At 68.3% G+C, this 26,564-nt stretch carries 18 protein-coding genes; 13 read left to right on the top strand and 5 right to left on the bottom strand.

Features of this window, described 5'->3' with window-relative positions:
* The first annotated feature begins 53 nt into the window (after positions 1 to 53).
* Positions 54 to 3,020: a collagenase gene (locus ACKN61_RS22100; protein WP_408951250.1), complete on the top strand. Its 2,967-nt coding sequence runs from the start codon at positions 54 to 56 to the stop codon at positions 3,018 to 3,020.
* Positions 3,021 to 3,151: 131 nt separating this feature from the next.
* On the opposite strand, the gene ACKN61_RS22095 is transcribed toward ACKN61_RS22100, so the two are convergent.
* Complete coding sequence (locus ACKN61_RS22095) at positions 3,152 to 4,120, bottom strand: LysR family transcriptional regulator (protein WP_031371358.1); 969 nt, start codon at positions 4,118 to 4,120, stop codon at positions 3,152 to 3,154.
* Positions 4,121 to 4,270: 150 nt separating this feature from the next.
* Here ACKN61_RS22095 and aceB point away from each other — a divergent pair, with 150 nt between their 5' ends.
* The 4 genes from aceB (at position 4,271) to ACKN61_RS22075 (ending at position 11,532) form a co-directional block, all read left to right on the top strand.
* Entirely contained in the window at positions 4,271 to 5,905 is a 1,635-nt protein-coding gene (aceB, locus tag ACKN61_RS22090) for a malate synthase A (RefSeq protein ID WP_408951249.1), read from the top strand.
* Positions 5,906 to 6,048: 143 nt separating this feature from the next.
* Positions 6,049 to 7,350: an isocitrate lyase gene (gene aceA / locus ACKN61_RS22085; protein WP_223621526.1), complete on the top strand. Its 1,302-nt coding sequence runs from the start codon at positions 6,049 to 6,051 to the stop codon at positions 7,348 to 7,350.
* 595 nt (positions 7,351 to 7,945) lie between these two features.
* Complete coding sequence (locus tag ACKN61_RS22080; protein ID WP_408953892.1) at positions 7,946 to 8,968, top strand: diguanylate cyclase domain-containing protein; 1,023 nt, start codon at positions 7,946 to 7,948, stop codon at positions 8,966 to 8,968.
* Between the two features lie 23 nt (positions 8,969 to 8,991).
* Positions 8,992 to 11,532, top strand: a complete 2,541-nt coding sequence (locus tag ACKN61_RS22075) for a putative peptide modification system cyclase (protein ID WP_408951248.1) — start codon at positions 8,992 to 8,994, stop codon at positions 11,530 to 11,532.
* 195 nt (positions 11,533 to 11,727) lie between these two features.
* On the opposite strand, the gene ACKN61_RS22070 is transcribed toward ACKN61_RS22075, so the two are convergent.
* Complete coding sequence (locus ACKN61_RS22070; protein WP_408951247.1) at positions 11,728 to 12,081, bottom strand: NHLP-related RiPP peptide; 354 nt, start codon at positions 12,079 to 12,081, stop codon at positions 11,728 to 11,730.
* Between the two features lie 292 nt (positions 12,082 to 12,373).
* Here ACKN61_RS22070 and ACKN61_RS22065 point away from each other — a divergent pair, with 292 nt between their 5' ends.
* The 3 genes from ACKN61_RS22065 to ACKN61_RS22055 all read left to right on the top strand — a co-directional run bounded on the left by ACKN61_RS22065 (position 12,374) and on the right by ACKN61_RS22055 (position 17,274).
* Entirely contained in the window at positions 12,374 to 13,570 is a 1,197-nt protein-coding gene (locus tag ACKN61_RS22065; protein ID WP_408951246.1) for a putative peptide maturation dehydrogenase, read from the top strand.
* Positions 13,571 to 13,664: 94 nt separating this feature from the next.
* Positions 13,665 to 14,738, top strand: coding sequence for an NAD(P)H-dependent flavin oxidoreductase (locus ACKN61_RS22060; protein ID WP_408951245.1), 1,074 nt, complete (start codon positions 13,665 to 13,667; stop codon positions 14,736 to 14,738).
* Between the two features lie 349 nt (positions 14,739 to 15,087).
* Entirely contained in the window at positions 15,088 to 17,274 is a 2,187-nt protein-coding gene (locus ACKN61_RS22055) for a PAS domain-containing protein (RefSeq protein ID WP_408951244.1), read from the top strand.
* A gap of 74 nt (positions 17,275 to 17,348) precedes the next feature.
* Here the strand turns inward: ACKN61_RS22055 and ACKN61_RS22050 are convergent, their stop codons facing one another.
* Positions 17,349 to 17,726 (bottom strand): hypothetical protein, encoded by a 378-nt coding sequence (locus tag ACKN61_RS22050; RefSeq protein ID WP_408951243.1) that lies wholly within the window; start codon positions 17,724 to 17,726, stop codon positions 17,349 to 17,351.
* A gap of 399 nt (positions 17,727 to 18,125) precedes the next feature.
* On the opposite strand from ACKN61_RS22050, the gene ACKN61_RS22045 reads away from it, so the two are divergent.
* The 5 genes from ACKN61_RS22045 (at position 18,126) to ACKN61_RS22025 (ending at position 24,314) form a co-directional block, all read left to right on the top strand.
* Complete coding sequence (locus ACKN61_RS22045) at positions 18,126 to 18,776, top strand: hypothetical protein (protein WP_408951242.1); 651 nt, start codon at positions 18,126 to 18,128, stop codon at positions 18,774 to 18,776.
* A 602-nt stretch (positions 18,777 to 19,378) separates the two neighbouring features.
* Entirely contained in the window at positions 19,379 to 19,735 is a 357-nt protein-coding gene (locus ACKN61_RS22040) for a VOC family protein (protein WP_408951241.1), read from the top strand.
* Between the two features lie 248 nt (positions 19,736 to 19,983).
* On the top strand, positions 19,984 to 20,211 hold the full coding sequence (locus tag ACKN61_RS22035; protein ID WP_408951240.1) for a hypothetical protein: 228 nt from the start codon (positions 19,984 to 19,986) through the stop codon (positions 20,209 to 20,211).
* A gap of 1,653 nt (positions 20,212 to 21,864) precedes the next feature.
* Positions 21,865 to 22,812, top strand: coding sequence for an ATP-binding cassette domain-containing protein (locus ACKN61_RS22030; RefSeq protein WP_408953891.1), 948 nt, complete (start codon positions 21,865 to 21,867; stop codon positions 22,810 to 22,812).
* Positions 22,813 to 23,087: 275 nt separating this feature from the next.
* Positions 23,088 to 24,314: a nuclear transport factor 2 family protein gene (locus ACKN61_RS22025; RefSeq protein ID WP_408951239.1), complete on the top strand. Its 1,227-nt coding sequence runs from the start codon at positions 23,088 to 23,090 to the stop codon at positions 24,312 to 24,314.
* 249 nt (positions 24,315 to 24,563) lie between these two features.
* Here ACKN61_RS22025 and ACKN61_RS22020 read toward each other — a convergent pair whose 3' ends face one another.
* Together ACKN61_RS22020 and ubiK are read right to left on the bottom strand one after the other, a co-directional pair.
* A complete protein-coding gene (locus ACKN61_RS22020) occupies positions 24,564 to 26,081 on the bottom strand; it encodes a YifB family Mg chelatase-like AAA ATPase (RefSeq protein ID WP_408951238.1) in 1,518 nt (505 codons plus the stop codon).
* Between the two features lie 8 nt (positions 26,082 to 26,089).
* Entirely contained in the window at positions 26,090 to 26,356 is a 267-nt protein-coding gene (gene ubiK / locus ACKN61_RS22015; protein ID WP_031371342.1) for a ubiquinone biosynthesis accessory factor UbiK, read from the bottom strand.
* Between the last annotated feature and the right edge of the window lie 208 nt (positions 26,357 to 26,564).

Here is a 26,564-nt window from a genome sequence, read left to right as displayed (position 1 = left end):
AGGCCGCATGTCGCCGCCGCATCGGGCCCGACGTCCAATCAAAGGAGAATGCGATGTCTTTTGCACCCAAACCGGGGCCGACCCAAGCCCTCATGCTTGGCGCCGTCGTTACCGCCGTCAGCTTTCTGAGCTATGCCTTGCCCTGGGACGCGTTGAGCGGCGCGTCCGCCGAATCGAGCCCGCTGCAATCGAGCTCTATCCAATCGAGTTCGATCCAATCCACCTCGGTTCAATCCGGCTCGGCTCGATCCCCGCTGCAAACCTCCGGCCTCGCCGTCGGCCATGGCGCGATGGCCGCGCAGACGGCCGCCGCGCGCGTCGCCGCGGTGCGTAAATCGCCGGCGACCGAACGGCAGATCTTCGACGCGCACCAGCAAGACCGCGCCGCCGAACCCTCGCTGCGCATTCCCTACCAGCCGTTGCTGCGCGAACGCGCCGACACCGACTACGACGGCGCCGACGCGCGTCGCGACATCCTGCGGCGGCCGTCGTTGGCCAAGTTCAGCGCGCGCAGCCTGCAGGCGGCCGAGGCGGCTTGCGACCCCAATCAGTTCGCCAGCCTCAGCGGCGCCGCCCTGGTCGCCGCGGTCAAAAGCGCCGACACCGATTGCATCAACCAGTTGTTCGGCCTGAGCGGCACCACCGCCTACGGCACCTTCCGCGAAGCGCAGATGGTGACCATCGCCAACGCCCTGACCGCGTCCGCACGCGACTACAACGGCACCAATGCCGGCAGCACCCTGCAACTGGTGCTGTTCCTGCGCGCCGGTTACTACGTGCAGTTCTACGACACCAGCGTGGGTAGCTACGGCGCGCCGTTGAAGAATGCGATCCGCCCGGCGCTCGACGCCTTCGCCGCCAACGCGAACTTCGGCCTGGTCAACGACGTGCACGGCGAAACCCTGGCCGAGTTCGTCACCCTGATCGACAGCTCGATCGAGAACGCGCGCTATCTGTACGTGGTCAAGCGCTTGCTCGACAGCTACAACAGCAGCTACAACGCGTATTACTGGATGAAGGTGGCGGTCAACAACGCCTACAACGTGACCTTCCGCGGCCACCAGGACGAAGCGTTCCGCACCGCGGTGCAGGCCGATCCCTCGATCGTCGACACGCTGTACAACTTCGCCAACACCCACTTCGCGATGCTGGGCCAGGCCGACGACTATCTGGTGGCCAATGCCGGCCGCGAGATCGGCCGCTTCCTGCAATACACCGGCAACGTCAAGAGCATCGCCCAGTCGCGGGCGAAGACGCTGCTCGACCGGTCCTCGGTGACGGGCCCGACCGCGCGCCTGTGGGTCGGCATCGGCGAGATGGTCGATTACTTCGACAAGGCCAACTGCGGCTACTACGGTCTGTGCGATTTCAAGGCCCGGGTCGACGCGGCGGCGTTGCCGGTCCGCCACACCTGCAGTCCGACCCTGCGCCTGCGCGCGCAGTCGATGACCGCCGCGCAATTGGCCGACACCTGCGCGATCGTCGCCGGCGAAGAGACTTATTTCCACCAGACCATGGCCACCGGCGGCGTGCCGGTGGCGAACGACCAGAACGCCGCGCTGGAAATGGTGGTGTTCGACAGCAGCACCGATTACGGCATTTATGCCGGCGCGCTCTACGGCATCAACACCAACAACGGCGGCATGTACCTGGAAGGCAACCCGGCCGCGACCGGCAACCAGGCGCGCTTCATCGCCTACGAGGCCGAATGGATGCGGCCGCAGACCTTCGAGATCTGGAACCTGACCCACGAGTACATCCATTACCTCGACGGCCGCTTCAACATGTTCGGCGACTTCAACGCGGCGATGAAGCAAAAGACCGTGTGGTGGGTCGAAGGCTTCGCCGAATACATGTCGTTCTCGTACCGCAACCTGGCCAACACGGCGGCGCAAAGCGAAGCCGCGCGCGGTACCTACGCGCTCAGCCGGGTCTATCAGAACGACTACAACAGCGGCCAGAACCTGGTCTACCGCTGGGGCTATCTGGCCGTGCGTTTCATGTTCGAGCAACGCCGCAGCGAAGTGAACAGCATCCTGGGCTACTTCCGGCCGGGCAACTACACCGGCTACGCCACCTTCATGGGCGGCATCGGCAGCAACAACGACGCCGCCTTCCGCGCCTGGCTGCCCTGCGTCGCCACGCCGGACGCGCCCGGTTGCGGCGGCACGCCGAACCAGTCGCCGGTGGCCGCGTTCGGCCATGCCGCCAACGGTCTGACGGTGAACTTCAGCGACAGCTCGTCCGACCCCGACGGCAGCATCGCCTCGCGGCAGTGGAGTTTCGGCGACGGCACCAGCTCGACCGCCACCCACCCGAGCAAGACCTACGCCACCGCGGGCACCTACACCGTGCGGCTCACCGTCACCGACAACCGCGGTGCGACGGCGACCACGAGCAAGTCGGTGACGGTTACCGGCGGCACCTCGAACACTCCGCCGGTGGCGGCGTTCACCACCCGTATCGAAGGCCTGAAGGTGAGCTTCACCGATGGCTCGTCCGATGCCGACGGCAGCATCGCTTCGCGCGCGTGGAGCTTCGGCGACGGCACCAGCTCGACCGCGACGAATCCGGTCAAGACTTATGCCGCGGCCGGGACCTATGCGGTGCAGTTGACGGTGACCGATAACCGCGGTGCACGCACCACGGTCGCCAAGAGCGTGACGGTGAGCAGCGGCGGCGGTTTGCCGGAATGCAGTGCCGCCGATACCCGCGAACTCGGCAAGAACTGCTCGCGCAGCAACCTGGCTGCGTCGGCGGGTGGGTATGTCTACATGTTCTTGAACGTGCCGGCGGGCACCACGCAGTTGCGCATCACCACCTCCGGCGGCACCGGCAACGCCGATCTCTACGTCAACACGCTGGGCAGCTGGGCCACGCGCTCGGCGCACAACTATCGTTCGACCGCGAGCGGCAACACCGAGACGCTGACCGTCAACAACCCGCCGGTCGGCTATGTCTTCGTGAGCCTGTACGGCACTACCGACTTCAGCGGCGTGCGCGTGAGCGTGCAGTACTGAGCCTGCACTGGCGAGCTTGCATTATCGAGCTTGCACCATGGGAGCTTGGGCAAGACTGAGGTCCGAGTGACTTCGACGGGGCGGGAGCGCGAGCTCCCGCCCCGCTTTTTTTGGTCGTAAGCGATAGGCGATCAGCGGTCGGACTGGCCGGTCGCGTAGTAATCGCCGCGCACGAACAGGTCCGGCTGGATCAGCTCGGTGAAGGCGCGCGCCTGTGGCGACAGGTACTTGCCCTTGCGCACCACCACGCCGTAGCTGCGCGAGGGGAAATACTCGGCCAGCGAACGCGCCGACAGCCGCGCGCGGTCGGCATCGGTCAGGCAGATCGCGGTGACGATGCTGATGCCGAGCCCCATCGCCACGTATTGCTTGATGACCTCCCAGCCGCCGACTTCGAGCGCGACCGTGTACGGCACCCGGTTCTGCTGGAACACCACGTCGACCATGCGGTAAGTGGTGAGCCGCTGCGGCGGCAGGATCAGGCCGTAGGGGCCGAGGTCCTGCAGTGTCAGGGTGTCGAGCTTGGCCAGTGGGTGATCGCGCGGGGTGATCAGCATCGGCTCGAAGCGGTAGACCGGGGCGTAGCTGAGGTCGCCGGGCACGTCGAGCATCGAACCCACCGCCAGGTCGACCGCATCGGAGCGCAACAGGTCCAGGCCGCCGGCGCCGGTGACGTTGTGCAGGGTCAGGCGGACCTCGGGATGGGCGGCGCGGAAGGCTTCGACGATCTTCGGCAGCAGGTAGAGGATGGTCGAACTGCCGGCGGCGACGTTGAGTTCGCCCGCGTCCAGGCCACGGATGCGTTCGCGGAAGGTGCCGTCGAGGGCGTCCAGCCCTTCGACCAGGGGCCGGGCCAGTTCGTACAGCTCCTGGCCCTCGCGGGTCAGGGCCAGGCGGCGGCCGCTGCGCTCGAGCAGGCGCACCCCCATTTCGCGCTCCAGCGCCTGCAATTGCAGGGTCACGGCCGGCTGGCTCAGGTATAGCGCCTCAGCAGCCCGTGAGACTGAGCCCAGACGCGCGGTCTGGCAGAAGGCGCGCAGCGGTTTGAGCCGGTCGCCTTTGTAAGCAAATCGCGGACTTAGGCTGCGTGTCGTGGCCACATGAGAACTATTTATAAGTTACTCAAATGATATGCATTGAAAAAACTTGATTGTCAAATACAAGACGCCAGCGCATGGTCTGGGGCAAGAGGCTGGCTCGTCGGGAGCCGCCAAATCCCCCCAAGGATGATCCCCCCAGGAGTCGCACCGATGTCGGCAGTGATCGCGCAATGGCAGCAACCGCAACAGGAGCAACGTCAGCCGGGTGACGGCATCGAGCTCACGGCCAGCCAGGCCGGACAGGAGCAATTGCTGACCCCGGCCGCCCTCGAGTTCCTCGCCGGGCTGCACCGCCGTTTCGAGCCGGTGCGCCAGGCCCGCCTCGCCGCTCGCCGCGAGCGCCAGGCCTTCTTCGACGCCGGCGGCCTGCCGGACTTCCGCACCGACACCGCCGCGATCCGCGCCGGCCACTGGCGCGTCGCGCCGTTGCCGACCGCCTTGCTCGACCGCCGCGTCGAGATCACCGGCCCCTGCGATCCGAAGATGGTGATCAACGCCCTCAACTCGGGCGCCAAGGTCTACATGGCCGACTTCGAGGACAGCACGGCGCCGACCTGGGCGAACCTGCTGACCGGCCAGCGCGCGCTCAAGAAGGCGGTCGCCGGCACCCTCGACTGGATGGCGCCGGACGGCTCCAAGCACTACACCCTCAAGCCCTTCGAGGAGCAGGCGGTGTTGATGGTGCGCCCGCGCGGCTGGCACCTCGACGAGAAGCACCTGCGCGTCGACGGCGCGCCGATCTCCGGCGGCCTGTTCGACCTGGGCCTGTTCGCCTTCCACAACGCCGCCGCGCTGGTCGCCAAGGACCGCGGCCCGTATTTCTACCTGCCCAAGCTGCAGTCGATGGAGGAAGCGCAGTTGTGGAACGACGTGCTCGATCACGTCGAGCGCGCGCTGGGCCTGGCCGCCGGCCAGATCAAGGTCACGGTGCTGATCGAGACCCTGCCGGCCGTGTTCGAGATGGACGAGATCCTGCACGCCCTGCGCAGCCGCATCGCCGGCCTCAACTGCGGCCGCTGGGACTACGTGTTCTCCTACCTCAAGACCTTCCGCGCGCACCGCGACAAGGTGCTGCCCGAGCGCGGCCAGGTCACCATGACCCAGCCGTTCCTGCGCGCCTATTCGGAGCTGCTGATCCAGACCTGCCACAAGCGCGGCGCGCATGCGATGGGCGGCATGGCCGCGCAGATCCCGATCAGCGGCGACGAGGCCGCCAACGAAGCCGCGCTGGCCAAGGTGCGCGCCGACAAGCTGCGCGAAGTCACCGCCGGCCACGACGGCACCTGGGTCGCGCACCCGGCGCTGATTCCGCTGGCGATGCGCATCTTCGACGAGCGCATGCCGACCCCGCACCAGCAGCACGTGCTGCGCGACGACGTGCTGATCATCCGCGACGACCTGATCAAGCCCTCGTTCGGCACCATCACCCGCAGCGGTTTCGAAGGCAACGTCGAAGTCTGCGTGCGCTATCTCGCCGCCTGGCTCGAAGGCAACGGTTGCGTGCCGATCCACTGGCTGATGGAAGACGCCGCCACCGCCGAAATCGCCCGTACCCAACTGTGGCAGTGGCTGCACGCCGATGGCTTGTTCCTCGACGACGGCACGCCGCTCGATTTCGCCCTGCTCGAACGCGCCCTGATCGGCCTGCCGAGCAAGCTCGCCGACCGCATGAAGTTGCCGGGCGGCAGCAAGCTCGACGAAGCCATCGCGATGCTCGATGCACTGACCCATGCCGACACGCTGGAAGAGTTCCTGACCTTGCCGGCTTACGAACGCATCGACTGACCCGCTTTGGGGTAGGAGCGGCGCAAGCCGCGACCGTGGCACCGCAACCACGTCGGCCAACCCGAGGTCGCGGCTGCTGCTGCTCCTATCCACAAGCACACCACACCCCACGTCACACGACCCATACGTAAGGAATCGAAGTCATGAGCCACACCCTGCCGACCGCCGATCAACTCCGTAACGACTGGGCCACCAACCCGCGTTGGGCCGGCATCACCCGTCCGTACTCCGCCGAGGACGTGGTGCGCTTGCGCGGCACCGTGCCGGTCGAGCATTCGATCGCCAAGCTCGGCGCCAACAAGCTGTGGACGTCGCTGCACACCGAAGACTTCGTCAACGCGCTCGGCGCGCTGACCGGCAACCAGGCCATGCAGCAGGTCAAGGCCGGGCTCAAGGCGATCTATCTGTCGGGCTGGCAGGTCGCCGCCGACGCCAACATCGCCGGCGAGATGTACCCCGACCAGTCGTTGTACCCGGCCAACTCGGTGCCGCAGGTCGTGCGCCGCATCAACAACACCCTGCTGCGCGCCGACCAGATCCAGTGCTCGGAAGGCAGCGGCGACGTCGACTTCCTGCAGCCGATCGTGGCCGACGCCGAGGCCGGCTTCGGCGGCGTGCTCAATGCCTTCGAGCTGATGAAGGGCATGATCGAGGCCGGCGCTTCCGGCGTGCACTTCGAAGACCAGCTGGCCTCGGTCAAGAAGTGCGGCCACATGGGCGGCAAGGTGCTGGTGCCGACCCGCGAAGCGGTCGAGAAGCTGGTCGCCGCGCGCCTGGCCGCCGATGTCATGGGCGTGCCGACCCTGATCGTCGCGCGCACCGACGCCGAGGCCGCCGACCTGTTGACCGCCGACATCGACCCGAACGACCAGCCCTTCACCACCGGCGAGCGCACCGTCGAGGGCTTCTACAAGACCCGCAACGGTCTCGACCAGGCGATCAGCCGCGGCCTGGCCTATGCGCCCTACGCCGACCTGGTGTGGTGCGAAACCGGCAAGCCGGACCTGGAGTTCGCGCGCAAGTTCGCCGAGGCCATCCACGCCAAGTTCCCGGGCAAGCTGCTGGCCTACAACTGCTCGCCGAGCTTCAACTGGAAGAAGAACCTCGACGACGCCACCATCGCCAAGTTCCAGAAGGAAATCGCCCGTTACGGCTACAAGTTCCAGTTCATCACCCTGGCCGGCTTCCACAGCCTCAACTACGGCATGTTCAATCTGGCCCACGGTTATGCGCGCCGCCAGATGAGCGCGTTCGTGGAGCTGCAGGAAGCCGAGTTCGCCGCCGCCGAGAAGGGCTTCACCGCGGTCAAGCACCAGCGCGAGGTCGGCACCGGTTATTTCGACGCGGTGACGCAGACGATCCAGGGCAATCAGTCCTCGACCGTGGCACTGAAGGGCTCGACCGAGGAAGAGCAGTTCCACGACGACAGCAAGGCCGCCGCCTGAACCGTCGTCCGCACGTCGCAAGGGGATAGGGACGAGGAAGGGCTCCGCAAGGGGCCCTTTTTCGTTGCGGTGCGGGGCGCTATGGGCGGGAATGGGGAATGGGGAATAGGGAATAGGGAATAGGGAATAGGGAATAGGGAATAGGGAATAGCGGCGGGGAGGAGGTCCGGCGGTCGCGCACGACGAGCGTGCCGCATCCGGATCGCCGCAGCCCTGTTCAAGTGTGCGACGGTGGGCGCTGGCCCTCGGCGCCGGACCGTCGATGCGCTCGAGCGCCGGCGGGCACCCGGTCCGGGCGGGTCGAAGGCCACGCGGCCCATCACCATGAACAGGCCGCCGCGACTTCGCCCGGGCCGGCTCTTACTGCGAAAAACGCAAGCCCCTGCGCTGTTTCCTTCGCGCAACACCTTGTCGTCGCGGCCACGGTATTGCAACGTAATGGCGGCCCAATGGTCCCCGGATGCCGGCGCGGGCTGGCCGTTTCGGCGGCAAACCCGCGTTAGCAGTTCAGACCAGATGCTATCCTGCTGGCGGAACCCCACAGGATGAGGGGTGTGGGGAGATCGGGATGAATCGCGACATGGCGGTGCCCTCGATGGGCCGCGAAACCGACAACTCGACGACGACCGCGGCGCCAACGGACGTGGCTATGGCCGTGCTGACGCCTGGCGAATTCGAGCTGTTCGCCGAGATCGGGCGGCCGCGCCGGGTCGAAGCCGGGCAAGTACTGTTCCGCCGCGGCGAGCTCGGCACCACCATGTTCGTGATCGCGCGCGGCGCGATCGTCCTCGACTTCGGCGACGACCTGGTCACCAAGCGCCTGGGCGTGCGCGAGTTCTTCGGCGAGCTCGGCCTGCTGATCGGCGACCACGCCCGCAGCGCCGATGCGATCGCCGCCACCGACGGCTTGCTGGTCGAGCTGCGCCACGAAGAATTTCAAAGGCTGGTCGACCGCGACCCGTCCCTGGTTTCGTATTTCCTGCGCCGCGCGATCATGCGCGTGGTGCTCAACGAACAAAGCCTGATCCGGCGCCTGCGCCGCCGCAACCAGGACCTCGAAGCGGCGCTCGACAGCCTGTATGCGACGACCCATCAGCTCAACCAGACCGAAGAGCTGATCCGTACCGACGACCTGACCGGCCTGTACAACCGTCGCGGCCTGACCCTGCACCTGCAGGAAAGCCGCGCCGTCGGCATGCCCGACACCATGGGCCTGATCCTGATCGACTGCGACCGCTTCAAGCAGGTCAACGACGATCACGGTCATCTGGTCGGCGACCGCGTGCTGCAGAGCGTCGCCAACATCCTGCGTTCGGTGGCCGGCCCCGAGGACATCGCCTGCCGGCTCGGCGGCGACGAATTCTGTCTGTTGGTCGCCGCCTCGACGCGCCAGGACGTGATGCGCTTCGCCGACTTCATCGTCTCGACCGTGCACGGCCTGCTACTGATTCCGCAGTCGCCGCCGACCATCTGTCCGGTCAGCGTCGGCGCCTGTCTGGTCAGCGCGAAGCACGAATGGAATGACTGGTATGCGCACGCCGACGGCGCGCTGTACCAGGCCAAGCGGTTGGGCGGCAACCGCGTGCATTGGCAGGACGCGGAACTGACGTCGGCATGAGCCGCGTCGACAAGGATGCCGTCATGAACGACGCCCACCGACCCAACGCCGACGGGCCGCAATTGCGGACGTTGTTGCTGACCGACCTGTGCGATTCGACCACTCTGGTCGAACGTCTCGGCGACGGTCCGGCGGCCTCGCTGTTCCGCGAGCACGACCGCCTGGTGCTGCAGTTGCAGCAGCGTTGGCGCGGCCGCCTGATCGACCGCTCCGACGGTCTGCTGCTGCTGTTCGAGCGGCCCATCGACGGGCTGGGCTTCGCCCTCGACTATGCCCGCGGCCTGCGCGAACTCGGCGCGCCGCGCAAACTGACCCTGCAGGCCCGCGCCGGCCTGCACGTCGGCGAAGTGCTGACCTGGCGCAACAGCGACGAAGCGGTGCAGGTCGGCGCCAAGCCGGTCGAGGTCGAAGGCCTGGCCAAGCCGATGGCGGGCCGGCTGATGGCGACCGCGCGTCCCGGCCAGATCCTGCTGTCGGCGATCGCCGAGCCGCTGGCGCACCGCGCCGCGCGCGAACTCGGCGAGCGCGGCCAGCAACTATTGTGGAAATCGCATGGCCGCTGGCGCTTCAAGGGCGTGCCCGAGCCGCAGGAGATCTACGAGGTCGGCGAGCCCGGCATCGCGCCCTTGCGCGCGCCGCCGAACGGGCCCAAGGCCTGGCGCGACATTCCCTTGTGGCGGCGTCCGGCCGCGCTCGCTGCCGAAGTCGCCTTGCTTGCGATGATCGGCGTCGGCGTGTGGTTCGCGACCCGGCCGCAGCCGGCGATCGCCTTCAACCAGCGCGACTGGGTGGTGGTCGGCGACCTGCGCAACCTGACCGGGCAAGCCGTGCTCGACGATTCGCTGGAGCAGGCCTTCCGCATCAGCCTGGAGCAATCGCGCTACGTCAACGTGTTGTCCGACCTCAAGGCGCGCGACACCCTGGACCGCATGCAGCGCAAGGTCGACACCGTGCTCGACCGCGCGGTCGCCTCGGAGATCGCGTTGCGCGATGGCGCGCGCGCGGTGATCCTGCCGACGGTGGCCGAAGTCGGCGGTCGGGTGCGTGTCAGCGCCGAAGTGATCGACCCGCACACCCAGACCACGGTGTATGCCGAGTCGGCCGACGGCGTCGGCGCGGCCTCGGCGCTGACCTCGATCGACGAGGTCACCACCGCGCTGCGCGGCAAGCTCGGCGAAGCGCTCAAGAGCATCGACAAGGATTCCGAGCCGTTGCCGAAAGTCGCGACCGGCAACCTCGATGCGCTGCGCGCCTATGCGCTCGGCAGCAAGGCCTATGCGCATCGCCAGTTCGACGAAGCCCTGCAGTACTTCCAGCGCGCGGTCCAGATCGACCAGAAATTCGCCCTGGCGCACATGGGCATCATGCGCGTCTACGTCAGCAACGCCGACACCGACAGCGCGCGGCCCTACCTGGAGCGCGCGCAGGAGCTGCGCGACCATCTGACCCCGCGCGAAGCCCTGTACCTCGACGCCTGGGCCGCCGAGTTCGGCCCGCAACCGTCGCTGCATGCGCCGGGCAAATGGAAACTGCTGGCGGGCGTGTATCCCGATTACTTCGCCGGGCGCTATCAATACGCGTGGTCGGAGTTCCTCGCCAACCGCTTCGACAGCGCGCTGGCCGCGACCACCGCCGCGACCGCGCCGCAGGAGCCCTTGCGCAACGTCGCCTTCGAACTGGCCGGGCGCATCCATTTGTCGCAGGAGCGCTATGCCAAGGCGCTGGATTCCTTCAAGCAGGCCGAACTCAGCGGTCATTACCCGCCCAACCGCCGCCATGCTTCGGCGCTGGCGGCGATGCGCCGGTTCGACGAGGCCAACCGCATCCTGGATTCGTTGACCGAGCAGGGTCGGTCCGTCAGCGGGCATCTGCCCGACCAATTCGAACGCATTGCCGTACCGCTGGACCAGGGCCAGTACGCCAAGGCCGGCGAGATCGCGCGCGAAGCCGCGCGGGCTTCGCGCAGCGCCAGCATCCTGGTCCGGCATCCGTTGCGTTTCACCGACTTGGTGGTGCGCAGCGTGTCCGGCAAGGACCAGCCGAGCTCGGCCGAGATCGAGCTGTTCGCAGACGCGGTGCTGACCGATGCCGGCAAGCCCAATAGCGCTGACCACGACGATCTGGCCTTGAATGCGCTGGCTGCGGTGCGCCTGGCACAACGCCAGGGCGACCGCGCCCTGGCCGAGCGCCTGTTGCCGCGCGTGGTCAAGGCGGTCAACACCAGCGGCAGCAGCGTGTCGCGCAAATTGCTGCAGGTCGCGCGCGCCGAGCAACTGCGCCTGGCCGGTAAACCCGAGGAGGCGATCCGTGAATTGCGCGGCCTCAACGACGGCAGCGAACCCTTCCAGGCCCACGTCGCCTTGCGCGATGCGCTGCTTGCGGCCGGGCGCAAGGACGAGGCCGCGACCGAAACCCGCTGGATCTCCGCCCATCGTGGCCGCGCCTACGCCGATCCGGCCGGCGGCCAGGCGTATCTGGCGATGAACGTCGCCGATGCTTCGGCGGCGCAGCGCGACACGGCGAAAGCCGCCGTCGCCGTCGCGGCGGTCAAGCCGGGCGGCTGATCCGCGTGGCGGTGCCGACCTGCGCAGACGCGCAGGCCGGTCGTTTCGAACCGGTGCCCGGTCCAGTGCTCGGACGAGCGCTGCGAACCGCGTTGTCCGAACGGTTGCTTCGAACCGGTGTTTCGAGCTGGTGTTTCGCGACCGACAGGATCGGTCGGCGCGACGGCAGGCCCCCGCCTCCCGTCGCGCCTGCACTCAAGCCAGAGTGCCGCCCGAGCCGCCGCCGAGGCTGGCCTGCACCTGACCGACTTCGAGCATGAACACGACGGTGTGGGTGCCGGCCGCGGTCAGGTTGCCGCGCAGTTCGTCGCGCGCGGCCTGCACTTCTTCCTTGCTGGCCAGCGAGTTGACCCGCAGGCAGCTGGCGCCGGCCAGCGCCGCCTGGGTCTGCTGCGGCGCGAGGCCGAGGCTGTTCTGCAATGCGGCGCCGGGGTCCTTGGCGAATTCAGTGCGGAACTTGTCGTCCGAGCTGAGCAGATCGAGCAGGCGGTCGGCGACCTCGGGTGCCAGCGGCGGGTGCCCGTTCTGTGGATTCTTATCGATAGACATCTGTTTCCCCTTGTGAAGACCCGTTGCGGGTCTGTCTGCGGCCGAATTTATCGCTGTTGAAGAGCGGCGAACAGCATCCGCTCACCCGCCTAGCACGCAAAAACGCCGAATCGCCGGCCATTCGCGCCTTCGCGCGGTACCGTCGGTGCGTCCGGAACCCCCAGCGCCGTACCTGTTCAGCTGAGATGCGCGCGCTGGAACGGCAGTGCGGCGATGGGCATGATACGGAGCCCGCATGACCGGCCGGCGGCGATCCGCGCGCCGCGACCGTCGCCGCCGCCCAGGACTCTCGATGCGCATCCGCCGTTGCTCCGTGCTTTTCCTCGAGCCGCGCGAGCACGTGGCTTTCGATCTGTCCTCGCTGCTGTCCGGCGGCGCCGGCCTGTCGCGGCAACTGCGTTGGCTGGCGCTCGCCGCCCACCTCGACGGCGAGGCCGAAGTCGACGCCGCACAACGCGAACTGCTCGGGCGCCTGAGCCCGGGCGACTGGATCGAAGCCAGTGCCTTGAGCGCGGCCGATGCCGCGGTGCTGATGCAATTGCTCGACGCCGGCTTGGTGTTGTGCGAGGCGGCCGAGGCGAGTCCACAGCGCATCGCTTACCGCGAACGCGACGAACGCCTGCGCAGCGGCCATTGGTTTGCGCCGGCGGCGATGCTGCATCGTCTGGCGCGCTGGCAGGGGTTGGACGCCGTCGCTGCCATGGACGCCAACGAGTTGCATACCGCGGCCGACTTGCGTCGCAAACTCGGCGCGCCGCCGGCGCCGGTGTCCGAACGTTGCCGGCCCGAACAGCGCATCGCTCTGCCGCGCACCGACGGCAACGAGTTCGATGCCTTGCTCGCGCGCCGTTCCACCTGCCGCAACTTCGATGCCGAGCGCCCGCTATCGCGGGCCTTGTTCGCGCACATGCTGCAACGGGTGTTCGCCGCGCAGGCCTTGGTCAAGGTCGAGGACGACACCGTATTCCTCAAGAAACACACGCCGTCCGGCGGCGGCCTGCACCCTACCGAGGCCTATCTGATCGTGCAGCGCGTCGACGGTGTCGAGCCGGGGCTGTATCACTACCACGCGATCGATCATGCGCTCGAACCCTTGCCGGCACCGCAGGCGCCGCTGCGCGAGTTCGCCTTGCGTGCGCTGGCCGGGCAGCACTGGTTCGCCGACGCGCCGGCGATGGCGGTGCTGACGCCGCGTTACGCACGCAGCTTCTGGAAATACCGCCAGCACGCCAAGGCCTATCGCGCGCTGGTGCTCGACAGCGGCCATTTGTCGCAGACCCTGTATCTCAGCGCGACCGAACTCGGGCTCGGCGCGTTCGTGACTTCGGCGATCAACGAAGTCGACATCGAGCAAGCCTTCGGCCTGGACGCGCTCGCCGAAGGGCCGTTGGCGATCTGCGGTTTCGGTTGGCGCGGCGAGCGTATGGCCAATACCGAGTTCGACCCGGCCGGCGCGGTCTGGGGCGCGGGCGCATCGCCCGGTCGATGAGGCGCTGCAACGCAGCGTGCCAGCCGGCGGGGCGATGGTCCCAGCCGGCCGGTGTCATCCTGGCGGCCCGCATCCCCGATTGAGGCGCGACGCCATGTGGCCCGACCGTCGTATCCAGGACTTGTTCGGCATCCAATTGCCGATCGTGCAGGCGCCGATGGCCGGCCCGACCCTCGCCGACATGGTGATCGGCGCCGCCCAGGCCGGCGCGCTGGGTTCGTTGCCCTGCGCCCTGCTCAGCGTCGAACAAGCGCACGAGCAATGCCGGCTGATCCGCGCCGCGACCGATCGGCCGCTCAATCTCAACTTCTTCTGCCATCGCCCGGCGCCGGCCGATGCCGCGCGCGAATCGGCCTGGCGCGAGCGCCTGGCGCCGTATTACCGCGAGTTGGGCCTCGACCCGGCGATGCCGGTGCCGGCCTCCAACCGCGCGCCCTTCGACGAGGCTTACTGCGAACTGGTCGAAGAGGTGCGACCGGAAGTCGTCAGTTTTCACTTCGGTCTGCCCGAGCCGCGCCTGCTCGATCGTGTCCGCGTCGCCGGTGCGCGCATCGTGTCCTCGGCCACCACGGTCAGTGAAGCGCGTTGGCTGGAAGCGCAGGGCTGCGACGCGATCATCGCCCAGGGCGCAGAAGCCGGCGGCCATCGCGGGCTGTTTCTCGGCGACGACCTCGAGGTCTCGACCCAGGTCGGTCTGTTCGCATTGTTGCCGCAGGTGGTCGATGCGGTGCGGGTGCCGGTGATCGCCGCCGGCGCCATCGCCGATGCGCGCGGCATCGTCGCTGCGTTCGCGCTCGGCGCCGCCGCGGTGCAGATCGGCACTGCCTATCTGTTCTGTCCGGAGGCGAAGCTGTCGCCGCTGCATCGACAGGCCTTGGCTGAAGCGCGCGACGACGAGACCGCGCTGACCAATCTGTTCACCGGGCGTCCGGCGCGCAGCATCGTCAACCGCCTGATGCGCGAAGTCGGGCCGATGTCGGCGCTGGCGCCGGCATTCCCGCTCGCCGGCGGCGCGCTCGCGCCGCTGCGCGCGCAGGCCGAGGCGGCCGGCGCCGCCGATTTCATGTCGCTGTGGTCGGGGCAGGCGGCGCGCCTGGGCCGCGAACTGTCGACCTACGAACTGACCCGGACCCTCGCCGAGGAAACCCTGGCGCGGTTGCGGCGCTGAGCGCCGGCGTCGGCGCGATGTGCCGCGCTCGTCGCGAATTGAGACTTAATGCGGCTTCTCGCGCCTGTTTGCGCGAGCGGCGCGGCTGCTAAGCTCGGCACGACCGCCGGACGGCGACGTCAAGTCCGGCGCAAGCCGGCAGGCGTCGCGGCCTTCCGGGCTGCGATGCCGGCGGCCGAATTCCGCAGGTCGTTCCGTCGTCGGCCACCGATCGCTGCGGAGCGGCATGGGGCTGAGTTTTTCCCGGGGCTGATCGAAGCCGCAGGGGAACGCGACGGGCGTGCGCACGATACCGGCGCATGCCGACGCTGGCGTTCGCCTCGTGCCGGGATCGGATAAGGATGGTCTGATGCGTTTGTCGTGTTCTGCCTCGCGCCTGAACCGCGAAGCCGAAGTGAGCACCGGATCGAAGCGCCACCGCGCTTGGGCGATGTGGGCCCTGCTGCTGGTGTGCGAGTGGTCGTGGGCGCAGGGCGTGTTGGTCGGTTGTCCGGGCGCCACGCCGGCGCGTGCGTTGCCGGAACCGGCGCTGTGCCTGCAACGGGCGAAGCTGGCGCCAGCGCAGGCCGCGGGCGAGAGCGGGGCCAAGGCCTTGTTCGCGCAGGCCAAGGCGCAACTCGATGCCGGCCATATCGAGGACGCCGAGCGCTCGCTCGATTGCGCCGAGGCGGTCATCGGCGGCGAGGGCGATGCCGCCCTGCGCTACGAACTGGAGCGGCGGCGCGGCATCCTCGACTTCCGCCGCGAGTGGATCCCGCAGGCGCTGGCGCGGTTCGAGTGCGCGGCGAGCCTGTCGAGCGCGCTCGACGATTCGGCTGCGACCGCACGCGACCTCAGCAACGTCGGCGCCGCGCTGCGCCGTCTCGGCGACTTCCGCGGCGCCTTGCGCAGCCTGACCGCCAGCCTCGACCTGCAGCGCAAGCGCGGCGAGGTGTCCGGCGCGGTCTTGAACAACATCGCCGACGTCTACCGCGAACTGCGCGAGACCGATACCGCGATGCGTTATTACCGCGAGGCCTTGGCTTCGTATCGGGCCAAGGGCGAGCCGGTCGAGGCCGCGCACGTGCTGGAGACGATGGCCGAGCTGGCGCTCGACAGCGGCGATGCGCCGCAGGCTTCGGCTTGGTTGCAGGAGGCGCTGAGCGTGTACCGCGCCGGCGGCAACCGCGTTTACGAATTGCGTGTGCACGACGGCCTGACCCGGGTGGCCCTGGCCCGGGGCGACCTGGCCCAGGCGCAGCGTTGGAGCGCCGCCGCCCTGGCCCTGTCCGATACCTGGAAGCTGCCGCTGCCGCCGGCGCTGCAGTTGCAGATCGCCCGCACCGCGCAGTTGTCGGGTGCGACCGCCGCGGCGACCACGCGCTTGCGCGAAGCCCTGGCGACGATGCCCGAAGGCGACCCGATGCGGGTGCCGCTGCTGCAGGAACTGGCCACCGCGCAGGAACGCGCCGGCGATGCGCCGGCCGCCAACGCCACTTTGCGCGATGCCTACGGCAAGGCGATCGCGCTGGCGCACGCCCAACACGACCGCCAACTGGACTGGTTGCGGGTCCGTTTCGAGTCGGCCGAGCAGCAACGCACCATCGCCGCGCTCGAAAGCGAAAACCGCCTGCGCAGCGCGCAGTTCCGCCAGCGCACCCTGCTGTTGGGCTTCGCGGCGGCGCTGGCGGTCGCGGTGTTGCTCGGCTTCTTGCTGTTGCAGCAGCGCCGGCATCAGCGCGCGCGTTTGCGCGAGGAGGCGCAGCGGGTGCGCCACGAAGAGGAACTCGCCCGTTACCGGCGCGAAGCGGATGCCTTGGCCGAAGACCGCAGTCTGTTGCAGGGCTTGCTCGACAGCCGCGACGAGCCGTTGTGCCTGCTCGACGCCGAAGGCCAGGTGCTGGCGGCGAACCGCGCCGGCCGGCTTTGGCTCGGCGCGCGCGAGGACGAGGTCCTGGTCGGGCAGCCGGTCTCGGCCTTCGTCGGCGAAGCCGGTCGCGCCGCCCTGGCCGCGGCGCTGGAGCGCATGGAAGACAGCGCCGCGCAACGCGTGCAGATCGCCGCGCGCGAGGGCGAGCCCCTGGTCGCGACACTCGAACCCTGGGCGGGCGGCGACGGCTTGATCCTGCTCGCTCCGCACGACCGCGAAGCCGCCGCGCCGCCGGCGTCGTCGCCGTCGCCGGTCGAGATCGCAGCCGAGCCGGCCGATGCCGGCGCCGAGCCGTCGGTGCGCGACGGGTTCCGCCGCAGCCTGGTCGAACTGATGCTGGCCTCGATCGAGGCCTGGGAACGCACCACCGGCACCAGCCGCCTGGAGTTCGCCGAGAAAAGCCGGATCTGGCGGGTCAACATCGACGACGGCCGGTTACGCGCGCGCGCCCTGGAACGCTACCTCACCGTCGCCAAGTTGCCGCGCAACCCGCGCTGGCGCGACGTGCTGCGCTCGGCCTATTTCGTGCTCGGCCGTTGCGACGGCTTGGCGCCGGAAACCCGCGTTTCGCTGCAGCACTGCGTCGATGCGGTGCTGGCCTACACCCGGCGCGACGCCCTGGTCTGACCGACGCGACGTTCCCTGTCGCGTCGGTCAGTGGAACGCTGGCTGTAGCAGTCGGAAAGGCGCTCAGGGAGCGCTCAAGGTTTAGGCGGGCAGACCGCGCAGGCGCCGCTCAGGCCCTGCTCGAGCCGATAGCGCTCGTGGTGGCTGCCGTCCAGGTATTCCTTGGGGCCGAGCACGAACGGCACGGCGTCCTTCAGCGGCGCGACGATCTTGCAGTAGCTGACGATGGTCTCGGTGGCCGTGGCCCAGTTGTCTTCTTTCTCGACGATGCCGCACTTGTTCATCAGCTCGTGCAACTGCGGGCCGTCGAATTCGAACCTGGCGACGATCTTCGGCGCCTCCTTTTCCTTGATGCACCAGTCCGCCGGCACGACCTCGTGGGCCCGACCGGCGAGCGGCGATGCGAGCAGGGCGCCGAACGCGAGGGAGACGACTGCGCGGGACAGGGACATGGGCGATCCGAAGAAGAAGGGGCGTGTCTCCAGAGTAGGTGCAGCGGCGCGGCCGACGCCAGTTCGGTCGCGGGTATAAAACGGGAATCAATTCGCCTAAGGCCTTGTTTCTTATGGTGCCGCGCCCTCGCTGCGCTCGGCGCCGGCCGGCGCCATGCCTTGCGAAAGCGCCGCTGCCTGCGCCGCAGCCGGGTCTCGCCGCGCTTTCGACCCGCCTTGCGCCCGGCATGGCCCGGCTTCGTCCTTGGCCGCGGCGGCGGCGCTGCCTAGCTTGGATTCGGCGCCACACCAGCGCCGAGACGCCGGGGAACGGGTGCCGCTTCCCCAGGCGTCGAGTCCCAGGACGGCACTCCAGTCCGTATCGCCCCTCCGAATCCATCACCTCGCAAGGAATCGCCAATGAAGTCGAAGTCTCTCGCCGCCGCAGTCGTCCTGCTGTTGGGCAGCACCTACGGTGCATCGGCATTCGCCGCCAGCAACCCGGTCGACACGGCCGGCATCCAGCACAACATGTATCTGAGCTGCTTGCTCGACACCGGCGCCTCGCCCGCCGACTCCCTGGTCTATGTCGTCGAGAAGTGCGGTTTCGACCCGGGCATGTCGACCGCGGAATACGTCAAGGCCAACCAGCCGATCCTCGATCTCGATCCGACCATGCCGCTGGCGCAGAAGATGGCGCCGCAGCGCGCCCGCTACAGCGCCTACGAGTTCTCCTTCTTCGAGCGTATCGATCAGATCGTCGCCAAGTCCGCCGATCTCGACCAGGCCGGGGCGATGTTCGCCGAGCTGGAAGCCGAGGCCATCGCCCAGCTCGACGCGAAGTCGCGCAACGGCAAGACCATCCTGGGCGGGCTCAGCGTCGCCCGGCATACCACGCGCTTCTGGGCCGAGTACGCGGCCGCGAACGGCGGCGGTTCCGAGACCGGCAAGCGGCGTTGGTGGCAGTGGCTGATCGTCGCAGCGGTGGACGTCGGCGGCTACTTGCTGTCCGAGAACGTCGGTACCGCCGCCAGCGCATCCAATACGGTCCATGGTTGGTTCAAACCGTAAGCGACGGCCGATCTCGGCCAGGCCGTAGCGATCGATTTCGCTGCGTGCCGGCGTTGAGTGACGAAACCGGCCCGGCCGCGCGATGCGGCCGGGCTTTTTCGTTGGCGGCAGACAGCCGGACACTCGCCTGACCTCCCGCCGCGGCGACCCGGCCGGATTCGATGCTCGCCATGGCGAACGCGGGCCGGTCCCGGGGCCGCAGGCGAACCGGTCATCGCCGATCGCTTGAGCCCCTCGGTGCGGCGTGGCAGGATCGCGCGGATGACCGGCAGGCCGCCGTAACACGGCGCTTGCGCGGAGTTCGCGCAAGTCCCGGCGCTTCGCCGTAGACGGGGCTGCAGCAGTCGTTGCACCGAAGGGGCCGATGCCGCGCCCGGTGTTATTGGCGGTATCGGCAGGGCATGGCGCCTGGGATCAGGGGAATCCCGCCGTGGCTGGCGAAGCATGCCCGATCGATCGGGCGACCCAATCGATCAGGAATCGAGAAGCGCCGAACGCGAGCCGCACCTAGCATGACAGCACGTACCCCAACCGACAGGACGACTGCCATGAACATCAGCATTCACGCGTGCTTCCTTCCGCACAACGACGCGGACGCGGCAATGACTTTCTACCGCGACACCCTCGGCTTCGAAGTGCGCAAGGACGTCGCTTACGGCGGCATGCGCTGGATCACCGTCGGCCCGGTCGGCCAGCCGGCGACCTCGATCGTGCTGCATCCGCCGGCCGCCAGCCCGGGCATCACCGAGGATGAGCGCCGCACCATCGCCGAAATGATGGCCAAGGGCACCTACGGCATCATCACCCTGGCCACGCCCGATCTCGATGCCACCTTCGCGCGTCTCGAATCCGCCGGCACCGAAATCGTCCAGGAGCCGATCGAACAGCCCTACGGCGTTCGCGACTGTGCGGTGCGCGACCCTTCCGGCAACCTGATCCGCATCAACCAGCTGCGCTGAGCCGCCGAGCGAGTGCCGCCATGACCCGCAGCGACGTCGCCAGCGCGGCCACGGACCTCGGTAGCGACACGGCGCCGGCCTCGGCTTGGCCGGCGCCCGCGCCCGCGCCACGGAGTCACCGCGGCCGCTCATCGATCTTGATCGCCCGGCGTTGCCGTCGATCCCCGTCACACGCTTCCACCACCGACTGAGCGCGTCCGCCCGGCAATCCGCCGGAGCCGGGTGGCCGGTCTTCGCAGGAGGTCCTCGTGAACTGGAACAAATGGATTCGGCAGATCCACCGTTGGCTATCGATGATCTTTACGGTGACCGTGATCGCGACTTTCATCGCCCTGGCCCAGGAAAAGCCCATCGTCTGGGTATCCTACGTGCCGCTGGCGCCGCTCGCCTTGTTGCTGCTTTCCGGGTTGTACCTGTTCGCGCTGCCGTATGCGAGCAAGTGGTTCGGCAAACGCGGCGGCGCAAGCGGGTCGTAAACCGCGCACGCGCGCCGCGCATCGCATCTTTGTACGGTGGTCGGCCCCGCCGGCGGCCGCGCCAATTCGCAGCAGCATCGCCGCAGCACCGTCGCAACCGCGGCGATGCTGCGGGCAATGAATCCAGCGATGAACCCCACGAACCAGACCGCGCCGACGCAGACCGCGCAGGCGTCCCGCCCCACCGATGGAGACACGATGAGCAAGGCCACGAGGAAGAACACGCAGTCGTCCGCGCCGCACGCTGCCGACCGCCACGACCTGATCCGCGTGCAGGGTGCGCGCGTGAACAACCTCAAGGACCTCAGCGTCGAGTTGCCGAAGCGCCGCCTGACCGTGTTCACCGGCGTATCCGGGTCCGGCAAGAGCTCGTTGGTGTTCGGCACCATCGCCGCCGAATCGCAGCGGCTGATCAACGAGACCTACAGCTCCTTCGTGCAGGGTTTCATGCCGTCGATGGCGCGGCCGGAGGTCGACGTGCTCGACGGCCTGACCACGGCGATCATCGTCGACCAGGAACGCATGGGCGCCAACGCCCGCTCCACCGTCGGCACCGCCACCGATGCCAACGCGATGCTGCGCATCCTGTTCAGCCGCCTCGGCAAGCCGCACATCGGTTCGCCCAACGCGTATTCCTTCAACGTCGCCTCGGTGCAGGCGGTCGGCGCGATCACGGTCAAGGGCGAGACCAAGCGCCAGACCTTCAACCGCACCGGCGGCATGTGCCCGCGTTGCGAAGGCATGGGCCGGATTTCCGACATCGACCTGACTCAGTTGTACGACGACAGCAAGTCGATCAACGACGGCGCGATCACCATCCCCGGCTACAGCATGGACGGATGGTACGGCCGCATCTACAACGGTTGCGGTTTCTTCGACCCCGACAAGCCGATCCGCAAATTCACCAAGAAAGAACTGCACGACTTGCTGCACAAGGAGCCGACCAAGATCAAGGTCGACGGCATCAACCTGACCTACGCCGGCTTGATTCCGCAGATCCAGAAGTCGTTCCTGTCCAAGGACGTCGACGCCCTGCAGCCGCATATCCGCGCCTTCGTCGAGCGCGCGACCACCTTCAGCGCCTGTCCCGACTGCGGCGGCACCCGCCTCAGCGAAGCGGCGCGCTCGTCGAAGATCGGCAAGATCAACATCGCCGACGCCTGCGCGATGCAGATCAGCGACCTCGCCGACTGGGTGCGCGGGCTCAAGGAGCCTTCGGTAGCGCCCTTGCTCGCCAAGCTGCTGCACACCCTGGATTCGTTCGTCGAGATCGGGCTGGGTTATCTGTCGTTGGAGCGGCCGTCGGGCACCTTGTCGGGCGGCGAAGCGCAACGCACCAAGATGATCCGCCACCTCGGCTCGTCGCTGACCGACGTCACCTATGTCTTCGATGAACCCACCATCGGCCTGCACCCGCACGACATCCAGCGCATGAACGAGTTGCTGCTGCAACTGCGCGACAAGGGCAATACCGTGCTGGTGGTCGAGCACAAGCCAGAAGCGATCGCGATCGCCGACCACGTCGTCGACCTCGGCCCCGGCGCCGGCTCGGCCGGCGGCACGGTCTGCTACGAGGGTACCGTCGAAGGCCTGCGCGCCAGCGACACCCTGACCGGCCGCCACCTCGACGACCGCGCCTCGCTCAAGCCGAGCGTGCGCAAGGCCAAGGGCCAGCTGAAGATCCGCGGCGCCAGCAAGCACAACTTGCGCAAGGTCGACGTCGATATTCCGCTCGGCGTGCTGTGCGTGATCACCGGTGTGGCGGGGTCGGGCAAGAGCTCGCTGGTGCACGGCTCGTTGCCGGCCGACGAGACGGTGGTGTCGGTCGACCAGGGCGCGATCCGCGGCTCGCGCCGCAGCAACCCGGCCACCTACACCGATCTGCTCGAACCGATCCGCAAGGCCTTCGCCAAGGCTAACGGAGTCAAGCCGGCCTTGTTCAGCGCCAACTCCGAGGGCGCCTGCCCGACCTGCAACGGCGCCGGCGTGATCTACACCGACCTGGCGACGATGGCCGGTGTGGCGACCACTTGCGAGGACTGCGAGGGCAAGCGCTTCGAGGCCTCGGTGCTGAAGTACAAATTCGGTGGCCGCGACATCAGCGAAGTGTTGGCGATGCCGGTCAGCGAGGCCGAAGCCTTCTTCGGCGCCGGCAAGGCGCACACCCCGGCCGCGCACGCCATCCTGCAACGGCTGTTGGATGTCGGCCTGGGCTACCTCAGCCTGGGCCAGCCGCTCACCACCTTGTCGGGCGGCGAGCGCCAGCGCCTCAAGCTCGCCACCCACATGGCCGAGAAGGGTGGTATCTACATACTCGACGAACCGACCACGGGCCTGCACCTCGCCGACGTCGAACAACTGCTTGGCCTGCTCGACCGCCTGGTCGACTCCGGCAAGTCGGTGATCGTCATCGAACACCACCAGGCGGTGATGGCGCACGCCGACTGGATCATCGACCTCGGCCCCGGCGCCGGCCACGATGGCGGCCGCGTCGTCTTCGAAGGCACCCCGGCCGAGCTGGTCAAGGCCAAGTCCACGCTGACCGGCAAGCATCTCGCGCAGTACGTCGGCGCTCCGGCGAAGTCGTCGAAGAAGTCCTAGGAGGGTTGGCCCGGATCGTCGTCGCGGCGCCGAGCCATCGAGGCAAGCGCGGGTGGTGGCCTTCGGTTCCTGTCCGTGCCCACGTTCCACACCGGGCTTCGAAAAGGTCGAGCTTCAAAAAGACCGAGGGCACGACGCCGGCCGCTGGGCGGCAGGCGCACCCACGGCCGAACGCCGCGTCCTGAAACACGTTTCCGGACTCCGCGAACGCCATCCAAGATATTGTTGCAAAAGGAAAATCGGCAGCATGCGGGCTTCCCAAACAGGAACCCGCCATGGCAAACCTGCCGTTCACGCCAGCCACCATCCGTGCCGTACCGCTACGCGTAATCCTCCTCCGACTGTTGGGTTGCGCCTTCGTGCTGCTGTTGTCCGGCGGCGTGGCGCATGCCGGGTCGCCTGCCGATGACCGCCAGGTCGCCGCGGTGATCCAGGACTACCTGCAGGGGAGTTCCTACAACCGGACCGAGCAGCTTCGACGCGCGTTCCATCCCGGTGCACGCCTGTACCTGAGCCAGGGGGCGAGCGGCATGCGGGAGGTGGGGGTCGAGGAGTATGTCGGCTGGTTCAGCAAGAACCCGGACCAGTTCAATGGGCGATCCGGCCGTCTGATCAGCGTGCAGGTCGACGGCAACATCGCGACCGCGAAGGCGGAGATCCTGGTCGGCAAGGATCAGGCGCGCTACGTCGACCTGTTCCTGCTGAAGAAGCTCGGCGACGCGTGGCAGGTCATCAGCAAGACCGCGACGCGCTACCAGGCGCCGGCTCATGGCCGCCAGGTGCTGCTGGTCGTGTCCAATGTCGGCACGATACCCGGCACCCGCCTCAGCGCCGGCAACAGCTTTGCGGAGCTGATCCACGCCTACACCGCCTTCCGCGAAGCCGGCTACGGCGTGCAGTTCGTCAGCCCCGAAGGCGGGGCCGTGCCGCTGGCCTATATCGACACCCGCGATCCGGAGCACACGGCCAGGATCTACGACGGCGACTTCATGTGGGCTTTGGCCAATACGCGCAAACCCGAGGACATGAATGCGGTCGACTATGCCGCGTTGATGTACATCGGCGGCAGCGCCGCGATGTACGGCGTCGTCGATCACCCCGGCCTCAAGGCTCTGGCGGCCCGCATCTATGAACAGCAGCAGGGCATCGTCTCGGCGGTTTGTCACGGCAGCGCCGGCCTTGCGAACCTGACCCTGTCCGATGGCACGGCGCTGGTCAGCGGCAAGCGCGTCACCGGCTATCCCGATGCCTTCGAAGACAAGCAAGCGCCGTACTACAAGACCTTGCCGTTCTCGCTCGAGCAGCGCCTGCAGGAGCGCAAGGGCCTGTTCCGTTACGGTGCCCGCAACACCTCGCACGTGGAAATCGATGGCCGGCTCATCACCGGCATGAACTGGCAATCCACCCGCGACGTGGTCAAGGCGATCCTCCGGCAGCTGGATGCGTCGGGGGCGTCGGCAGCGACATCGCCGGCAGCGACATCGCAAGGTTCGAGCCGCTAGCCGATCTCGTCGAAGCCGAGTCCACGCTTGCCGGCAAACCTCCAGCGGAGTGAGTCGCATCGATTGGGGACGACCAGATCGAACGCCGAGGCGTCGGCTCCGAGGGTAGGAGCGACGCGAGTCGCGACCGCGCGCTTACGGTCTCGCGTCGCATCGAGCCACTCAGATCGAACGCTTGAAGCTTCCGTCACTAAAACGGCGGCGTGCTTTCTTTGAGTCGCCGATCGCCCCGTGACTGCCAAGCTTGCTCTAGGCAGCGGCCTCACATTCGCCGCGCCGATACCCGATCGCCTCGGTCAGGTGCGCCGTGGCGATCTGCGGGCTTCCGGCTAGATCGGCGATGGTGCGTGCGACCCGCTGGATGCGGTGCATCGAGCGCGCCGACAGTTGCAAGGCGTCGACGGCGCGTTCGAGCAGGGCGTGGTCGGATTGGCTGAGGCTGCAGGTCGCGGTGGTTTCGGCCTGGCTGAGTTGCGCGTTAGTCTTGCCGCTGCGCGCCAGTTGGCGTTGGCGCGCGGCGACAACACGCTCGCGGATGGCGGCGCTGCTTTCGCCGCTGGGTTGGTCGGGACGCAGCGCCGAGGAGGGCAGGCGCGGCACCTCGATGTGCAGGTCGATGCGGTCGAGCAAGGGGCCGGAGATACGTGCTCGGTAACGGCGGATCGCTTCGCCGGCGCAACGGCAGCGCCCGCTGCAGTCGCCGGCCCAACCGCAAGGGCACGGGTTCATCGCCGCGACCAGTTGGAAGCGCGCCGGAAACTCGGCGCTGCGCGCCGCGCGCGACACCGTGACCACGCCGGATTCGAGCGGCTCGCGCAGGACTTCGAGCGCGCGCCGTTCCCACTCGGGCAGTTCATCGAGAAACAGCACGCCCTGATGCGCGAGCGAAATCTCGCCGGGGCGCGGATCGGCGCCGCCGCCGACCAGGGCGACCGCGCTGGCGGTGTGGTGCGGCGAGCGGAACGGGCGTTCGCGCCAGCGCGCCGGGTCGAGGCCGTGGCCGTGCGCGCCGCCGGCGACCGAGGCGATCGCCGCGGTCTCCAGCGCTTCTTCTTCGCTGGCCTCGGGCAGCAGGCCGGGCAGGCGCGAGGCGAGCAGGGTCTTGCCGCAGCCGGGCGGGCCGATCAGCAACAGATGGTGGCCACCGGCGGCGGCGATTTCGAGCGCGCGCCGCGCCTGCGCCTGGCCGCGCACATCGCGCATGTCCAGGCCGGGCGCGCGCAGCAGCGGCGCCGCCTGGGCCTGCGGCAAGTCGGCGCGGCCGCAGAGCATGGCGCAGACTTCGAGCAGGGTGCGGCCGGTGCGCGCTTCGACGCGGCTGGCGAGTGCGGCCTCGGCGCCGTTGCCGGCCGGCACGATCAGGCGGCGCCCGAGCGCGGCGACCGCGAGCGCGGCCGGCAGCACGCCGTCGATGGCGCGCAGCTCGCCGGTCAGGCCAAGTTCGCCGAGGAATTCGTACTCGTTGAGCGCTTCCAGCGGGATCTGTCCGCTCGCGGCGAGGATGCCCAGGGCGATGGCGAGGTCGTAGCGGCCGCCGTCCTTGGGCAGATCGGCCGGGGCCAGGTTGACGGTGATGCGCCGCTGCGGAAATTCGAACTGCGCGCACTGGATCGCGGCACGGACGCGGTCCTTGGCTTCGCGCACCGCCGCTTCGGGCAGGCCGACGATCGACATGCTCGGCAGGCCGCCGCCGAGATGGACCTCGACCCGGACCGCAGGCGCACGGACGCCCGATCGCGCACGGCTGTGCACGAGTGCCAGGTTCATGGCGGGGCTCAGTGCTGGGGCGTGGAAGCGTTGTCGAGTTGCGCTTCGAGCTCGGCGACGGTGCGCTGGAGTTCGTCGAGCTTCTCGCGGGTGCGCAGCAACACGGCGCGCTGGACTTCGAATTCCTCGCGGGTGACCAGCTCGAGCTTGGACAGGCCGGTCTGCAGTACGGACTTGAAGTTCTGTTGCATTTCCTCGCGGCCTTCGCGCAGGCCCGGGGGCAGCAGAGAGCTGAGGCGGCGGGCGAGGTCGTCGATGTAGTTCAGGTCGATCATGTGGGGAAAGCTCCTCCGGCAATGGGGTCAGCTTGACCGCCGGACCGGGACCTCGCCGTCGGCCGGGGCCGTGGCGGGTTGTCGGAAAAGTCCGAAGTGGATGACGCGGTCACTACATCACGGCGCCTGCGAGGCCCGCAAGCGCTTTGTCCTCATCGTCCAACGGAGCGCGCGGAGGCGGTGTGAACGGCGTCCGACGGGCGGCGTG

Source organism: Lysobacter sp. Hz25, assembly GCF_046097045.1.
GTDB lineage: Bacteria > Pseudomonadota > Gammaproteobacteria > Xanthomonadales > Xanthomonadaceae > Lysobacter > Lysobacter antibioticus_B.
The sequence above is the reverse complement of the archived record's forward strand: the minus strand, read 5'-3'. Positions and strand labels throughout refer to the sequence as shown.

Bases quoted from the DNA above. Each gene is read 5' to 3' on its own strand.
- ubiK (WP_031371342.1), bottom strand. From the start codon at position 26,356: ATGATCGACCTGAACTACATCGACGACCTCGCCCGCCGCCTCAGCTCT.
- ACKN61_RS22020 (WP_408951238.1), bottom strand. From the start codon at position 26,081: ATGAACCTGGCACTCGTGCACAGCCGTGCGCGATCGGGCGTCCGTGCG.
- ACKN61_RS22060 (WP_408951245.1), top strand. From the start codon at position 13,665: ATGTGGCCCGACCGTCGTATCCAGGACTTGTTCGGCATCCAATTGCCG.
- ACKN61_RS22080 (WP_408953892.1), top strand. From the start codon at position 7,946: ATGGGCCGCGAAACCGACAACTCGACGACGACCGCGGCGCCAACGGAC.
- ACKN61_RS22055 (WP_408951244.1), top strand. From the start codon at position 15,088: ATGCGTTTGTCGTGTTCTGCCTCGCGCCTGAACCGCGAAGCCGAAGTG.
- ACKN61_RS22100 (WP_408951250.1), top strand. From the start codon at position 54: ATGTCTTTTGCACCCAAACCGGGGCCGACCCAAGCCCTCATGCTTGGC.
- ACKN61_RS22050 (WP_408951243.1), bottom strand. From the start codon at position 17,726: ATGTCCCTGTCCCGCGCAGTCGTCTCCCTCGCGTTCGGCGCCCTGCTC.
- ACKN61_RS22075 (WP_408951248.1), top strand. From the start codon at position 8,992: ATGAACGACGCCCACCGACCCAACGCCGACGGGCCGCAATTGCGGACG.
- ACKN61_RS22045 (WP_408951242.1), top strand. From the start codon at position 18,126: ATGAAGTCGAAGTCTCTCGCCGCCGCAGTCGTCCTGCTGTTGGGCAGC.
- ACKN61_RS22040 (WP_408951241.1), top strand. From the start codon at position 19,379: ATGACTTTCTACCGCGACACCCTCGGCTTCGAAGTGCGCAAGGACGTC.
- aceB (WP_408951249.1), top strand. From the start codon at position 4,271: ATGTCGGCAGTGATCGCGCAATGGCAGCAACCGCAACAGGAGCAACGT.
- ACKN61_RS22070 (WP_408951247.1), bottom strand. From the start codon at position 12,081: ATGTCTATCGATAAGAATCCACAGAACGGGCACCCGCCGCTGGCACCC.
- ACKN61_RS22025 (WP_408951239.1), top strand. From the start codon at position 23,088: ATGGCAAACCTGCCGTTCACGCCAGCCACCATCCGTGCCGTACCGCTA.
- aceA (WP_223621526.1), top strand. From the start codon at position 6,049: ATGAGCCACACCCTGCCGACCGCCGATCAACTCCGTAACGACTGGGCC.
- ACKN61_RS22065 (WP_408951246.1), top strand. From the start codon at position 12,374: ATGCGCATCCGCCGTTGCTCCGTGCTTTTCCTCGAGCCGCGCGAGCAC.